Origin of the sequence: Streptomyces tauricus (assembly GCF_014650955.1) — a bacterium.
Classification (GTDB): Bacteria; Actinomycetota; Actinomycetes; order Streptomycetales; family Streptomycetaceae; genus Streptomyces; species Streptomyces tauricus.
In genome coordinates this window covers 103059-118330 of sequence record NZ_BMVY01000002.1, presented here as the reverse complement: position 1 = coordinate 118330, position 15272 = coordinate 103059, and the positions used below count along the sequence as shown (strand labels likewise).

11 protein-coding genes are annotated in these 15272 nt (G+C 68.2%); 7 read left to right on the top strand and 4 right to left on the bottom strand.

Annotation, left to right across the window (positions count from 1 at the left end):
- Window positions 1-20 precede the first annotated feature (20 nt).
- Genes IE278_RS05200 through IE278_RS05185 form a run of 4 tightly spaced genes read right to left on the bottom strand, consistent with a single transcriptional unit; the run spans window position 21 to window position 3887 of the window.
- A complete protein-coding gene (locus IE278_RS05200; protein ID WP_189769269.1) occupies window positions 21-797 on the bottom strand; it encodes a succinate dehydrogenase/fumarate reductase iron-sulfur subunit in 777 nt (258 codons plus the stop codon).
- On the bottom strand, window positions 794-2737 hold the full coding sequence (locus tag IE278_RS05195; protein WP_189769267.1) for a fumarate reductase/succinate dehydrogenase flavoprotein subunit: 1944 nt from the start codon (window positions 2735-2737) through the stop codon (window positions 794-796). The genes IE278_RS05200 and IE278_RS05195 overlap by 4 nt, the downstream gene beginning before the upstream one ends.
- 19 nt (window positions 2738-2756) lie before the next feature.
- Entirely contained in the window at window positions 2757-3578 is an 822-nt protein-coding gene (sdhC, locus tag IE278_RS05190) for a succinate dehydrogenase subunit SdhC (protein WP_490861543.1), read from the bottom strand.
- Between the two features lie 18 nt (window positions 3579-3596).
- Window positions 3597-3887: an Rv0250c family protein gene (locus IE278_RS05185; protein WP_189769263.1), complete on the bottom strand. Its 291-nt coding sequence runs from the start codon at window positions 3885-3887 to the stop codon at window positions 3597-3599.
- A gap of 342 nt (window positions 3888-4229) precedes the next feature.
- On the opposite strand from IE278_RS05185, the gene IE278_RS05180 reads away from it, so the two are divergent.
- The 7 genes from IE278_RS05180 to IE278_RS05150 all read left to right on the top strand — a co-directional run bounded on the left by IE278_RS05180 (window position 4230) and on the right by IE278_RS05150 (window position 15223).
- Window positions 4230-6470: an ABC transporter family substrate-binding protein gene (locus IE278_RS05180; protein WP_189769261.1), complete on the top strand. Its 2241-nt coding sequence runs from the start codon at window positions 4230-4232 to the stop codon at window positions 6468-6470.
- Window positions 6471-6655: 185 nt separating this feature from the next.
- Window positions 6656-8563: a translational GTPase TypA gene (typA, locus tag IE278_RS05175; protein ID WP_189769259.1), complete on the top strand. Its 1908-nt coding sequence runs from the start codon at window positions 6656-6658 to the stop codon at window positions 8561-8563.
- Between the two features lie 438 nt (window positions 8564-9001).
- Window positions 9002-10039 (top strand): ABC transporter permease, encoded by a 1038-nt coding sequence (locus tag IE278_RS05170; RefSeq protein ID WP_189769257.1) that lies wholly within the window; start codon window positions 9002-9004, stop codon window positions 10037-10039.
- A gap of 101 nt (window positions 10040-10140) precedes the next feature.
- The gene (locus tag IE278_RS05165) at window positions 10141-11943 is read left to right on the top strand and encodes an ABC transporter substrate-binding protein (protein WP_189769254.1); all 1803 of its coding nucleotides are present in this window, start codon (window positions 10141-10143) and stop codon (window positions 11941-11943) included.
- Between the two features lie 105 nt (window positions 11944-12048).
- On the top strand, window positions 12049-13026 hold the full coding sequence (locus tag IE278_RS05160; RefSeq protein WP_189769253.1) for an ABC transporter permease: 978 nt from the start codon (window positions 12049-12051) through the stop codon (window positions 13024-13026).
- Between the two features lie 10 nt (window positions 13027-13036).
- The gene (locus IE278_RS05155; protein ID WP_189769252.1) at window positions 13037-14098 is read left to right on the top strand and encodes an ABC transporter ATP-binding protein; all 1062 of its coding nucleotides are present in this window, start codon (window positions 13037-13039) and stop codon (window positions 14096-14098) included.
- A gap of 12 nt (window positions 14099-14110) precedes the next feature.
- On the top strand, window positions 14111-15223 hold the full coding sequence (locus tag IE278_RS05150) for an ABC transporter ATP-binding protein (protein ID WP_189769251.1): 1113 nt from the start codon (window positions 14111-14113) through the stop codon (window positions 15221-15223).
- The last annotated feature ends 49 nt before the right edge of the window (window positions 15224-15272 follow it).

Below are 15272 nucleotides of genomic sequence, written 5' to 3'. Positions count from 1 at the left end.
CCGCCACCGCTCCGGGGAACTCACTTCCCCGGGGAACGCCTGCCGATCTTCGACCCCAGCCAGACCAGCGGGTCGTACTTCCGGTCGACCGCGCGTTCCTTCAGGGGGATCAGCGCGTTGTCCGTGATCTTGATGCCCTCGGGGCACACCTCGGTGCAGCACTTGGTGATGTTGCAGTAGCCGAGCCCGTGCTCGTCCTGGGCGGTCCTCTTGCGGTCGAGGCCGCTCTGGTCGGCCGCGTCCAGCGGATGCATGTCCAGCTCGGCCACCCGCATCAGGAAGCGCGGCCCGGCGAACGCGGTCTTGTTCTCCTCGTGGTCGCGCACCACATGGCAGGTGTCCTGGCACAGGAAGCACTCGATGCACTTGCGGAACTCCTGCGAGCGGTCCACGTCCTCCTGCATCATCCGGTACTCACCGGCACCGAGCCCGTCCGGCGGGACGAACGCGGGTACCTCGCGCGCCTTCGTGTAGTTGAAGCCGACGTCGGTGACGAGGTCGCGGACCACGGGGAACGCCCGCAGCGGAGTGACGGTGATCGTCTCCTCCCGGGTGAACACCGACATCCGGGTCATGCACAGCAGCCGCGGCCGGCCGTTGATCTCGGCCGAGCACGAACCGCACTTGCCCGCCTTGCAGTTCCAGCGCACGGCGAGATCGGGGGCCTGGGTCGCCTGGAGCCGGTGGATGATGTCGAGGACCACCTCGCCGTCGTTCACCTCGACCCCGAAGTCCTCCAGGCCGCCGCCCCCGACGTCCCCGCGCCACACCTTGAAGCGGGCCTCATAGCTGCTCACTCGTAGAGCTCCTCTTCGGCGAGGTACTTGACCAGCTCCTCCTTCTCGAAGAGGGCGAGCAGGTCGGGTCGGATGGGTTCGGTGGTCTCCCGGACGAGGTCGATCTGGCCGTGCAGCGGGTCCGTCGCCGTCAGGCCGCCGGTGGGATCGGTCAGCTGGCAGAGCAGGTTGACGCGCCGCCACTGCCGGTCCATCGCCGGGTGGTCCTCGCGGGTGTGGCCGCCGCGCGACTCGGTGCGCTCCAGCGCGGCCCGTGCCACGCATTCGCTGACGAGCAGCATGTTCCGCAGGTCGAGCGCGAGGTGCCAGCCGGGGTTGAACTGCCGGTGCCCCTCGACGCCGGCGCGCCTGGCCCGTACGCGCAGGTCCGCGAGTTTGTCCAGGGCGGCCTCCATCTCCGCCTCCCTGCGGATGATGCCGACGAGGTCGTTCATCGCCTGCTGGAGCTCCTGGTGGAGGGTGTACGGGTTCTCCGGCGGCCGGCCGTCCTCCTCGCCGGGCGCGGGCCCCTCTGCCGAGAAGGGCCGCAGTGCCTCCGCGGCGGCCTCGTCGACCTGGACGTCGTCCACGAGGGGGCGCCCGCCGGTGAGCCCGGTGGCGTACTCCGCGGCGTGCAGTCCGGCCCGCCGCCCGAAGACCAGCAGGTCGGAGAGGGAGTTCCCGCCGAGCCGGTTGGAGCCGTGCATCCCGCCCGCGACCTCACCGGCCGCGTACAGTCCGGGCACCCCGCGGGCCGCCGCGGTGTCCGAGTCGACGGCTATGCCGCCCATCACGTAGTGGCAGGTCGGCCCGACCTCCATCGCCTCGGCGGTGATGTCGACGTCCGCCAGCTCCTTGAACTGGTGGTACATGGAGGGCAGTCGGCGCCGGATCACCTCGGCGGGCATCCGGGTGGAGACGTCGAGGAAGACCCCGCCGTGGGGTGAGCCGCGGCCCGCCTTCACCTCGGAGTTGATGGCCCGGGCCACCTCGTCGCGGGGGAGCAGTTCGGGCGGGCGCCGGTTGTGGTCCGGGTCCTCGTACCAGCGGTCGCCCTCCTCCTCGGACTGCGCGTACTTCTCCTTGAAGACGTCCGGGATGTACTCGAACATGAACCGCTTGCCCTCGGAGTTCCTGAGCACCCCGCCGTCACCGCGCACCGACTCCGTGACGAGGATCCCCTTCACGGACGGCGGCCAGACCATGCCCGTCGGGTGGAACTGCACGAACTCCATGTTCAGCAGCGGCGCCCCGGCGAGCAGCGCCAGCGCGTGCCCGTCACCGGTGTACTCCCACGAGTTCGACGTCACCTTGAAGGACTTGCCGATACCGCCGGTGGCGACCACGACCGAGGGCGCGTCGAGGACGAAGAAGCGGCCGGACTCGCGTGCGTAGCAGAAGGCCCCGGAGACCCGGTCGCCCTCCTTGAGGATCCGGGTGACCGTGCACTCCTGGTAGACCTTCAGGCGTGACTCGTAGTCACCGGTCTCCTTGAAGTCCTCCTGCTGGAGCGACACGATCTTCTGCTGGAGCGTGCGGATCAGCTCCAGGCCCGTACGGTCGCCGACGTGCGCGAGCCGCGGGTACTCGTGTCCGCCGAAGTTGCGCTGGGAGATGCGCCCGTCGCCCGTGCGGTCGAAGAGGGCGCCCCAGGTCTCCAGCTCCCACACGCGGTCGGGGGCCTCCTGGGCGTGCAGCTCGGCCATCCGCCACTGGTTGAGGAACTTGCCGCCGCGCAGGGTGTCGCGGAAGTGGACCTGCCAGTTGTCGCCGGAGTTGACGTTGCCCATGGCCGCCGCGATGCCGCCCTCGGCCATCACGGTGTGCGCCTTGCCGAACAACGACTTGCAGATGACGGCCGTACGCGCGCCGCGTTCCCGCGCCGCGATCGCCGCGCGCAGGCCGGCTCCTCCGGCACCGACCACGACGACGTCCCACTCCTGCCGGTCGACCACGGACATCAGAAGCACCTTTTGTCGGTTAGAAGAAGGTCGGGTCGTCGAAGACGCCGGACGCGACCAGATACACGTAGAAGTCGGCGAGTGCCACGCTCACCAGCGACGCCCAGGCGAGCTGCATATGACGGGCGTTCAGCCGTCCGACGAGCCGCCAGGCCCGGTAGCGCACGGGATGCTTGGAGAAGTGCTTGAGCTTGCCGCCGACGATGTGTCTGCAGGAGTGGCACGAGAAGGTGTACGCCCAGATCAGCACGATGTTCACGAGGAACACGAGCGTGCCGAGCCCCATGTGGCCCCACTCGTAGTCCTCGTTCCGGAAGGCGAGGACCGTGTCGTACGTGAGGATCCCGGCGACCGGCACCGCCGCGTAGAAGAAATAGCGGTGGATGTTCTGCAGGATCAGCGGGAAGCGCGTCTCACCGGAGTACTTCTTGTGCGGCTCGGCGACCGCGCAGGCCGGGGGCGAGGCCCAGAAGCCCCGGTAGTAGGCCTTGCGGTAGTAGTAGCAGGTCAGCCGGAAGCCGAGCGGGAAGATCAGCACCAGCAGGGCGGGGGACAGACCCCACCAGCTGCCGAAGATCTCCCAGTTGGGCCCGTTCCTCATCGGCTCGCAGTTCTCCGCCAGACACGGCGAGTAGAACGGCGAGACGTACGGGGCGGCGTAGTAGTCGCTGTTCGAGAAGGCCCGCCAGGTCGAGTACACGACGAAGGCCAGCAGCCCGGCCGCGGTCGCGGCGGGTGCCAGCCACCAGCGGTCGGTCCGCAGATGTGCGGCGGTGATCGCGGCGCGCGTACCGCTTCGTACGCCGCCGCTCTTCATTTGGGGTTCCGTACCAGTGGCCAAGGAGAGCTCCGGTCGGGATCAGGGTGCGTGGCGGTCGCGGGCGCCGAGACCCTCGTCGTCGGAGTCCGTCCACAGGGTCGTGTCGTACGGGGTGTCGGGGATGGACACGAGGTCGGGGCGCTTGGGCCGGGCGAGACCGGGTGCGGCCTCGCGCAGCAGCGCCACGCTCTCGCGCAGGTGATCGGCGTCGGTGCGCACCCTGCGCATCTCCAGACCGCCCCCGTCCAACTGCTGTTCCAGTCGCTTCACCGACCTCACTAGGTCGTCGAGGCAGCGCTGGACTGACGTCAGTTCGTCGTGCACGGACATGACTTGCCCTCACTTCCGCGGACCCAGCGGCCCAAGGCGGCAACGTTCATGCGCCTGCGAGTGTCGCGCGTCACACCGGCTGGTGGGAAGGGACGTGCATGGATTGGGAAGATCCGGCAGAAGCCCTCCGGGGGGCGTGCGGGTGCGGCGTCCGCTCCGGCGTGCGGGCCCGGGGCATTGCGCCGCACGGGTGGGCTTGCCCGCGCCCGTCGCCGTGTCGCCGTCCGGTGCCGGAACCTTTCCTCTTCAGTGGCCGCATAGATCTGATCAGCTCCAAATACCGCCAAACGTGATCAGACCATCCGTGTTCACCCGTGGAGCGGCCCCCCGGAGGTACCAGTCATGTCCCACGACGGCGTCGGACTGCGCGCGGTGACGCGCTCGGTAGCGTTCCTCACGGCGGGCGTCCTCGCGGTGCCCGCTCTCGCCGGGTGCAGTGAGCAGGACGAGGCCGGCAAGCCCGCCGCCGGCCAGGACATCGCGTCCGCGAAGCGCGACCAGGTCGCCGACGGCGGCACCCTGCACTGGGCCGTGGACAGCGTCCCCGAGACCCTCAACACCTTCCAGGCGGACGCGGACGCCGCCACCTCCCGGGTCGCCGGCGCCGTACTGCCCTCCCTGTACCGGCTCGACGCGAGCGGCCGCCCCCAGCGCAACCCCGACTACCTGGAGGCGGCGAAGGTCGTTGAGCGCGAGCCCCGGCAGGTCGTGCTCTACAAGCTCAACCAGCAGGCCGTCTGGAGCGACGGCCGCGAGATCGGCGCGGCGGACTTCTCCGCCCAGTGGCGCGCCCTGTCGGGCAAGGACAGCGCGTACTGGACCGCTCGCAACGCCGGCTACGACCGCATCGAGAAGATCGAGCGTGGCGCGAACGACCTGGAGGTGCGGGTCACCTTCAAGAAGCCGTACGCGGACTGGCAGTCGCTGTTCTCACCGCTGTACCCGAAGGACGTCATGGGCACCCCGGACACCTTCAACGACAGCGCCCGGCGCAGGCTCAAGGTCACCGCGGGACCCTTCGCCGTCGACACGGTCGACCGCGGGTCCGGTGACGTCACCCTCAAGCGCAACCCCCGCTGGTGGGGCCGGCCCGCCAAGCTCTCCGAGCTGGTCCTGCGGGCCGTGCCCCGGGAGAAGCGCGCCGCCGCGCTCGCCGCCGGCCGGCTCGACCTGGCCGAGATCGACGCGTCCGAGGCCCACCGCATCACGTCCGCCGACCGCGAGGCGAAGGGCGGCAAGGGCGCCCCGCTCACCCACGGCCCCGCCGCCGCCCTCACCCCGGGCAGGGCGCTGCGGTCCTGGGCGGTCGCGCACGGCTCCGACGAGGAGGCGGCCGACAGGGAGACCACGGCCCGCAAGAAGCGCGCCAAGGCCGTGGCGAAGTACGCCGGCCAGCAGTCCGCCCTGCGTGGTTTCGTGGTCCGCAAGTCCCTCGAACCGGCCTTCACCCAGCTCGCGTTGAACGGCTCCCAGGGCCCCCTCGCCGACGAACGGGTCCGCCGGGCCGTAGCCCGCGCCCTCGACCGCGAGGAGCTCGCCAAGGCCGTCCTGGAGCCGCTCGGCCTGCCCGCCGAGCCGGTCGGCAGCCACCTCGCGCTCGCCGGGCAGCACGCGTACGCGGACGGCAGCGGAGCGCTCGGCGACCAGGACACCCGGGAGGCGCAGGCACTGCTCTCCGACGCGGGATGGGTGGCGGGCGGCTCCGTCAAGGAGGGGAAGAAGTCCGGGAAGGCGGGCGCCGAGGCGTCCAAGGAGGCCAAGGCATCCAGGAGCCCCAAGGGCTCCAAGGGCTCCAAGGACGCGGACGACGCCGACGGCTCCGGGGACGACGGCACGTACATCGTCGGCGGGTCGGACGACAAGCCCGCGGACGACGAGAGCCCCACCGTGCTCGCGCCCAGGAAGCGGGACGGGGCGGGCGGGGCGGTCGGGGTGGAGCGGCACCTCGCCCAGGACGGAAAGCAGCAGCTCGCGCCCGGCGGCGCCCCGGGAGCGTACGCGCCGAGGGGCACCCGCGCCCCGGGCCCCGCCGCCGTGGGACCGCTCGCCAGGAACGGCAAGCCGCTGTCGCTGCGCTTCGTACTCCCCTCGGGCCCCGGATCCCAGTCGCTGCGGGCGGTGGGGGACCGGATCGCCCGGATGCTGGACCGCGTCGGCATCCGTACGGAGATCTCCAAGGTCGCCGACGACAGCTACTTCAAGGACCACATCGCCTCGGGCCAGTACGACCTGGCGCTCTACTCCTGGCCCGCGTCCGCGTTCCCCGCGACCGACGCTCGCCCGATCTACGCCAAGCCGGTCCCGGCGGCGGACGGCTCCCTGAACGTCGAACAGAACTTCACCCGGGTCGGCACCGACCAGGTGGACCAGCTCTTCGACCAGGCCATCGCCGAACTGGACGCGGACGAGTCCCGCTCCCTGGTCCGCAAGGCGGACGCCCGCATCTGGGCCGCCGCGGGCTCGATCCCCCTCTACCAGCGCCCCCAGCTGACAGCATCCCGTAACGGTCTGGCCAACGCGGGAGCGTTCGGTTTCCAGACCCCGGTCTACGAGGACATGGGCTATCTGAAGAAGACCAGGTGAGACGCGCCCTGTAAGGGGCGCGGAGAACCGCGCACGGCCCGCGCTGTGGGTCCCGGCCGAAGCCCTGTCGAGCCCTAGCGGCGGCGCACCCGTACCATGGGGTAAGGCCGTGGCACGTTTCAGCCCGGCAGGGCCCCGCGCAGCAGCGGATGGCCGTCACCTCACTCCGGGAGAAGCGCCTCAATATGGCCACGCGCCACGACATCCGCAACGTCGCCATCGTCGCCCACGTCGACCACGGCAAGACCACCCTGGTCGACGCCATGCTCAAGCAGGCCGGTGCCTTCGCCGCGCACGCCGCCGAGTCGCTCGACGACCGCATGATGGACTCGAACGACCTGGAACGTGAGAAGGGCATCACGATCCTGGCCAAGAACACGGCGGTGAAGTACCACCCGAAGGATGGCGGCGACGTCATCACCATCAACATCATCGACACCCCCGGCCACGCCGACTTCGGTGGTGAGGTCGAGCGCGGTCTGTCGATGGTGGACGCGGTCGTCCTCCTGGTCGACGCCTCCGAGGGTCCGCTGCCGCAGACCCGCTTCGTGCTGCGCAAGGCGCTGCAGGCCCGCCTGCCCGTCATCCTGTGCATCAACAAGACGGACCGCCCCGACTCGCGTATCGACGAGGTCGTGAACGAGGCGTACGACCTCTTCCTCGATCTGGACGCCGACGAGGAGCAGATCGAGTTCCCGATCGTCTACGCGTGCGCCCGTGACGGCGTCGCGTCGCTGACCAAGCCGGAGAACGGCACGGTCCCGGCCGACAGCGACAGCCTGGAGCCCTTCTTCTCCACGATCCTGTCGCACGTCCCGGCCCCGTCCTACGACGAGGAGGCCCCGCTCCAGGCGCACGTCACCAACCTGGACGCGGACAACTTCCTCGGCCGTATCGCGCTGCTCCGCGTCGAGCAGGGCGAGCTGCGCAAGGGCCAGACGGTCACGTGGATCAAGCGTGACGGCACCATGTCGAACGTCCGCATCACCGAGCTGCTGATGACCGAGGCGCTCACCCGCAAGCCCGCCGAGAAGGCGGGACCGGGTGACATCTGTGCCGTCGCCGGTATCCCGGACATCATGATCGGCGAGACCCTGGCCGACCCCGAGAACCCGATCGCGCTGCCGCTCATCACGGTGGACGAGCCGGCCATCTCGATGACCATCGGCACCAACACCTCCCCGATGGTCGGCCGCGGCGCGACCGGCAAGGGCGCGGACAACAAGGCCGTGGTCAAGGACCGCAAGGTCACCGCCCGCCAGGTCAAGGACCGCCTCGACCGCGAGCTGATCGGTAACGTCTCGCTGCGTGTCCTGGACACCGAGCGCCCCGACGCCTGGGAGGTGCAGGGCCGCGGTGAGCTGGCGCTGGCCATCCTGGTCGAGCAGATGCGCCGTGAGGGCTTCGAGCTGACCATCGGCAAGCCGCAGGTGGTCACGCAGGTCATCGACGGCAAGGTGCACGAGCCGGTCGAGCGCATGACGATCGACGTGCCCGAGGAGCACATGGGTGCGGTCACGCAGCTCATGGGCGTCCGCAAGGGCCGGATGGACAACATGTCGAACCACGGCTCGGGCTGGGTCCGGCTGGAGTTCGTCGTGCCGTCCCGCGGCCTCATCGGCTTCCGTACGGAGTTCCTGACCGGTACGCGCGGCACGGGCATCGCCCACTCGATCCACGAGGGCCACGAGCCGTGGTTCGGCACGCTGACGACCCGTAACAACGGTTCGCTGGTCGCCGACCGCTCGGGTGCCGTCACCGCGTTCGCGATGACGAACCTCCAGGAGCGCGGTGTGCTCTTCACCGAGCCCGGCACCGAGGTGTACGAGGGCATGATCGTCGGTGAGAACTCGCGCGCCGACGACATGGACGTGAACATCACCAAGGAGAAGAAGCTCACCAACATGCGGTCGGCCGCGGCCGACTCGTTCGAGGCGATCGTCCCGCCGCGCAAGCTCTCGCTGGAGCAGTCGCTGGAGTTCTGCCGCGACGACGAGTGCGTCGAGGTGACCCCGGAGGCCGTGCGCATCCGCAAGGTCAACCTGGACGCCCGTGAGCGTGGCCGCGCCGCGAGCCGCGCCAAGCACAACTGACCCTTCCCCGTCGGCCCCCTGGAGCGTGCTCCCGGGGGCCCGTGAGGGTCTTCTGAAGCACCTTTGAAGCACCCGGCCCCCCGCACGGCGGGGGGCCGGGTCTTCGGCGTATCCGCAGGCCGAAAAAATGGCTCAGTTCGGACAACGGCGGAAAGGGTGCGGCGGCGTTCGCATATCGGTCAATGCCCAATCAAGTTTCGGACACGTAAACGAAATTTTCTTGTCAGATGGCCGATTTGCCGGAATCTCGTCTCACCTGTCAAGCGCGCGTAGGTGTCATTCTCTGCAATTTTTGCTCAAAATTTCGACGGTAGGGAGATCCCTATGTCTTCCGCCCTTGACGCGCGTTGACCCACTTGGTGAAAGTTCCCTGAAACCACAGAACCTGCCGGTATCTGTGCTGCGCTCAACTCTCCATCCCCCGGGGGAAGAACAAAGATGACCAGTCCAACCAAGGCCGAGGGCTCCGGGCCGTCGGCGGCCTTGGACCCCGAGCTCGCGCCGAACGCCGAGCCCGCCGAGGCCGAGCAGCTCGAAGGCCGTTCCCCCGGGCAGTTGATGTGGCATCGCTTCAAGCGAGACCGTACCGGAGTCGTCTCCGCGTGCGTGGTGATTTTTTTCTTCGCGGTCGCCGCCCTCGCCCCGGTCATCTCGTCCCTGTACGGCAAGGACCCCTACACGCTGTACGCGCAGGAGCCCGACTACCCCTTCCTGCTCGACGACTTCGCCATGCCCACCGGTTCCTTCGGGGGGATCTCCTCCGACTTCTGGTTCGGTGTCGAGCCGAAGCTGGGTCGCGACGTGTTCACCATGCTGCTGTACGGCATGCGCACCTCGCTCTACATGGCCGTGCTCGTCACGGTGTTCAGCGTGGTGACGGGCGTCGTCCTCGGCATGATCAGCGGCTACTTCGGCGGCAAGGTCGACTACTGGCTGGGCCGGGTCACCGACTTCTTCCTGGCCTTCCCGCAGCAGCTGTTCTTCATCGCCTTCATGCCGGTGGTCACCGCGATGTTCGTCTCCCCGACGGACGAGACCCCCACCTATCTGCGTGCGGTGGCGATCATCCTGGTGATGTGGTTCCTCGGCTGGATGGGCATGGCCCGTCTGGTGCGCAGCTCCGTACTCTCCCTGCGCGAGCGGGAGTTCGTGGAGGCGGCGAAGGTCTCGGGTGCCTCTCCGGCGCGTATCGTGCGCAAGGAGATCCTGCCGAACATCGTCACACCGATCCTGGTGCAGGGCACGTACATGCTGCCCAGCGCGATCCTCTCGATCGCGTTCCTCAGCTACGTGGGTGTGGGCTTCGTCGAGCCGACGCCCGACTGGGGGCGGATGTTCGCCATCGGCTCCGAGATCTACGAGCAGGACCCGATGTTCATGTTCTTCCCGGGCATCGCGATGGTGGTCTTCGTGCTCGCCTTCAATCTTCTCGGCGACTCCGTCCGGGACGCATTCGACCCCAAGACCGGACGCTAAACGTCCATTGGTGGTGGGGGGGGCTGCCACCCCCGTTCCGGCTCGTCCGGACCGTCAGGCAGCACTCGTGGACAACTATCGACAGGTAGGTCATCGGCATCATGAACCCGATCAGAATGCGCACCCTCCGCGCCATAACCGTCGCGATCGCGGCGGGATCGCTGGCACTGACCGGCTGCAGTGACAGCAGCAAGGACAGCGGCAAGGACGACTCCAAGTCCAAGGAGGACGCCAAGGCGCAGTCGAAGCCCGTCGCCTACGGTGACGCGCAGGCCTCGAACGGTCCGGCCGAAGCGGTGACCGGGGCCAAGACCGGTGGCACGATCAACGTCTACCAGCAGTCCGACCTGTCCCACATGGACCCGGGCCAGATCTACGTCAGCGACGCCGGCCAGTTCGCCAACCTGATCCACCGCGGTCTGACGAACTTCCAGGAGGACGACAAGGGCAACCTGACCGTCGTCGGCGACATCGCCACCGACTCCGGCAAGTCGTCCGAGGGCGGCAAGACCTGGACGTACACCCTCAAGGACAACATCAAGGACGAGGACGGCAACGTCATCACGTCCGCCGACGTCCGGCACACCATCGAGCGGCAGTACTCGAAGGTGATCTTCGACGGTCCGACGTACGTCCAGACCTGGCTCTCCGGCTCCGACTACCGCAAGGCGCTGCCCGACGGCCCGTACAAGGGCAAGCACCTGCCGGACTCGGTACTCGAGACCCCGGACGACAAGACGGTCGTCTTCCACTTCAAGACCGCCCAGCCGGACCTCCCGCAGGCCCTGGCCATGGCCGGTTACGCCATCGTGCCCGAGAAGCAGGACACGAAGGAGAAGTACGACAAGGCTCCCGCCTCGCTCGGCCCGTACAAGATCGCCGAGTACAAGGCCGGCAAGTCCCTCAAGCTCGTCAAGAACGACCAGTGGGACGAGAAGACGGACTCGGTGCGCCACCAGTACGTCGACGGCTACACCTTCACCAACACCATCGACCAGTCCAGCCAGACCAAGCGTCTGATCGCGGACAAGGGCGAGGCCAAGAACGCCATCCAGTTCACCGACTCGGTGGACCCGGCGCAGCTCTCGACGGTCATCGGTGACGCCGACGCGAAGAAGCGCACCATCCAGGGCTACCAGGTCTACGTCTGGGCCCTGACGTTCAACCTCGACAGCGCCAAGATGAAGGACAAGAAGATCCGGGACGCGATCACCTACGCGATCCCGAACCAGTCCATGGTGCAGGCGGACGGCGGCCGGTACGGCGGTGAGGTCGCGGGTGGTCTGCTGGCCCCGACCCTGCCCGGCTTCGACCCGAAGTACGACCCGTTCGGCAAGCTGAAGAAGCCCAACGGCGACCCGGCGAAGGCCAAGGAGCTGCTGAAGGAGGCGGGCTTCAAGGAGGGCACCAAGCTCAGCTACGCCTACTCCAACACCCCGCGCGGCCAGGCGCAGATGGTCATCATCAAGGACGCGCTGAACAAGCTCGGCTTCGATGTCCAGGCCAAGGAGATCGACCGCGCCACGTTCTACGAGCAGGTCGGCAAGCTCAAGAACCCGTACGACCTGTACATGACCGGCTGGGGCCAGGACTGGCCGTCGCCGTCCACGGTCATCACGCCCGTCTACGACGGTGACCTGGTCGCCGACGGCGCGCCGAACTACTCGCACATCGACGACCCGAAGGTCAACGCCCTCATCAAGAAGGCCGTGACGCAGGAGCCCGAGGAGGCCGCCAAGACCTGGGAAGAGGCCCACCACGCGATCGTGGAGGACACCAACCCCAGCGCCCCGGTCTACTACTCGAAGCAGATGCAGCTCTTCGGTTCGAACATCGGCGGTGCCCGGTTCAGCACGGAGTCGAGCTACATCGACATCAACGACCTGTTCCTGAAGCAGCCGTAACACCCATGCACGGCTGATCCGCGGGGGTGTGCGCCAGGCGGAGCGCACCCCCGCGGTCGGTATCCCCCTCCTGCCGCCGCGTTTCGAAGAGAGCACCCACCCGCCATGCTTCAGTTCCTCATCCGCAGGCTGAGCGGCGCCGTCGTGATCATGTTCCTGATCGGCGCCTTCACGTTCTTCCTGTTCTATACGATCCCCCAGGACTTCGCGCAGCTGTCCTGCGGCAAGAACTGCTCCCCCGAGAACATCGCGGTCATCCGCGAGAACCTCGGCCTGGACAAGCCCATCACCACCCAGTTCTGGGAGTTCATGACGGGCATCGTGTCCGGCCGGGACTTCCCGCAGGGACACTGCTCCGCCCCGTGCCTGGGCGTCTCGTTCGACAGCGGCGACTTCGTGTGGGACTCCATCAAGGACCGCTTCCCGGTGACGCTCTCGCTGACCGTCGGCGGCCTGGTGATCTTCCTGCTGTTCGGCCTCGGTACGGGTCTGATGGCGGCGTGGAAGCGCGGTACCGTCCTCGACAAGCTGGTCAGCGGTGCCTCGATGGTGCTCAGCTCGTTCCAGATCTACTTCCTGGGCCCCATCGTCCTCAGCCTCCTCGTCTACAACACCGGCTGGCTGGACAGCCCCAAGGCCGTCCCGTTCCTGGACAGCCCGGGCGAGTGGTTCATGGGCATGCTGATCCCGTGGGCCGTGATGGCCACCATCTTCACCGCCCAGTACACGCGTATGGCACGCTCGACGATGATCGAGCAGCTCCAGGAGGAACACGTCCGCACCGCGCGCGCCAAGGGCATGCGGCAGCGTTACGTCTTCTTCCGCTACGCCTGGCGCGGTTCGCTCATCCCGATCGTCACGATCATCGGCATGGACCTCAGCGCGCTCCTGTCGGGCGCGGTGGTCACGGAGTTCACCTTCGACCTCGCCGGCATCGGGCGTCTCGCGGTCGAGGGATCGCTGTCCAAGGACCTGCCGCTGACGATGGGCGTCATGCTGTTCGGGGCCTTCTTCATCCTGATCCTGAACATCGTCGTGGACCTCGCCTACGCCTACATCGACCCGCGCGTGCGCCTCGCCTAGGAGAACTACCGTGACCACACTGACCAAGACCGAAGGCGAGAAGGCCCCGGGTGGGCCGGAGGCCTTCCTCTCGGTCCGCGACCTGCGGGTGCGGTTCTCCACAGAGGACGGCATCGTGAAGGCCGTCGACGGGCTCTCCTTCGACGTCGAGCGCGGCAAGACGCTCGGCATCGTGGGGGAGTCGGGATCGGGCAAGTCCGTCACCAACCTGACCGTCCTCGGACTGCACAACCCCAAGACCGCCACCGTCGAGGGCGAGATCGTCCTCGACGGCAAGGAACTGGTCACCGCGACCGAGAAGGAGATGGAGAAGCTTCGCGGCAACAAGGTCGCGATGATCTTCCAGGACCCGCTGACCGCGCTCTCGCCGTACTACACGGTGGGCCGGCAGATCGCGGAGCCCTTCATGAAGCACACCGGCGCCTCCAAGAAGGAGGCGAAGCTGCGCGCCATCGAGATGCTCGACAAGGTCGGCATCCCGCAGCCCGCGATGCGCTTCGAGGACTACCCGCACCAGTTCTCGGGCGGTATGCGCCAGCGCGCGATGATCGCGATGTCGCTGATCTGCAACCCGGACCTGCTCATCGCGGACGAGCCCACCACGGCCCTGGACGTGACCGTCCAGGCCCAGATCCTCGACCTGCTCAAGGACCTCCAGCAGGAGTTCGGCTCGGCGATCATTTTCATCACCCACGACCTCGGCGTCATCTCCAAGATGGCCGACGACCTGCTGGTGATGTACTCGGGCCGGGCCGTGGAACGCGGCAGCGTCCGCGAGGTGCTGCGCGCGCCCCAGCACCCGTACACCTGGGGTCTGCTGAGCTCCATGCCGCGACTCGGCGGTGACACGGCGCAGGCGCTCACCCCGATTCCGGGGACACCGCCCAGCCTGCTGAACCCGCCGTCGGGCTGCCCGTTCCACCCGCGGTGCGGCTTCACCGCCGAGGTCGGCGGCAACCGCTGCTCCGGCGAGCGGCCGGAACTGCCCGCGGGCCGCGGGGCCGCCTGTCACCTGGACGACGAACAGAAGTCCACCTTTTTCATCGAGCAGATCAAGCCCCGGCTGGGCTAGGGAGAACGACTCATGAGCGACAAACTCACCCTGCCGAAGCCGCAGGGCCCGGTGGACGGAGCCGCCGAGACGCTGCTCTCCGTCGAGGGCCTGACGAAGCACTTCCCGATCTACGGCGGCTTCCCGATCAAGCGCAAGGTCGGAGCGGTGCAGGCCGTCGACGGGGTCGACCTGAGCGTCGGAGTCGGCGAGAGCGTCGGCCTGGTCGGCGAGTCCGGCTGCGGCAAGTCGACGACCGGCCGGCTCATCACCCGGCTCCTGGAGCCCACGGCGGGCAAGATCACCTACGCGGGCCAGGACATCTCGCACGCCTCGCGCCGGCAGCTGGCGCCCGTACGGTCCGAGATCCAGATGATCTTCCAGGACCCGTACTCCTCGCTGAACCCCCGGCAGACCGTCGGCACCATCATCAAGTCGCCGATGGAGGTCAACGGGATCAACCCGAAGGGCGGCATCGAGAAGCGCGTACGGGAGCTGCTGGAGCTCGTCGGGCTCAACCCCGAGCACTACAACCGCTTCCCGCACGAGTTCTCCGGCGGTCAGCGCCAGCGCATCGGGGTCGCCCGCGCCCTGTCCCTGAACCCGAAGCTGATCGTCGCGGACGAGCCGGTGTCGGCCCTGGACGTGTCGATCCAGGCGCAGGTCGTCAACCTGCTCCAGAAGGTCCAGGAAGAGATGGGCATCGCCTTCCTCTTCATCGCCCACGACCTGGCGATCGTCCGGCACTTCTCGCAGCGCCTCGCGGTGATGTACCTGGGCAAGGTGGTGGAGGTCGGCGACCGCGACTCCATCTACAACCGGCCCCGCCACCCGTACACGCACGCCCTGCTGTCGGCCGTACCCGAGGTGACGCTCGACGACGAGACCGAGGACCGGGAGCGGATCCGGCTCTCCGGCGACGTCCCCTCGCCGATCCACCCGCCGTCCGGCTGCCGCTTCCGTACACGCTGCTGGAAGGCGCAGGACAAGTGCGCGACGACCGAGCCGCCGCTCGTGCAGATCTCCGGAAACTCCGCCAACCATCTGACGGCCTGCCACTTCCCGGAGGATCCGACGACGGAGGCGCGGGCCGAGGACATCGTCCTTGACCCGGCGCTGGCGGCGCTGGAGAAGGAAGGGGAGTAGTCGTTCGGGGCTCTGCCCCCGGGCCCCCGGTCCTCAAACGCCGGACGGG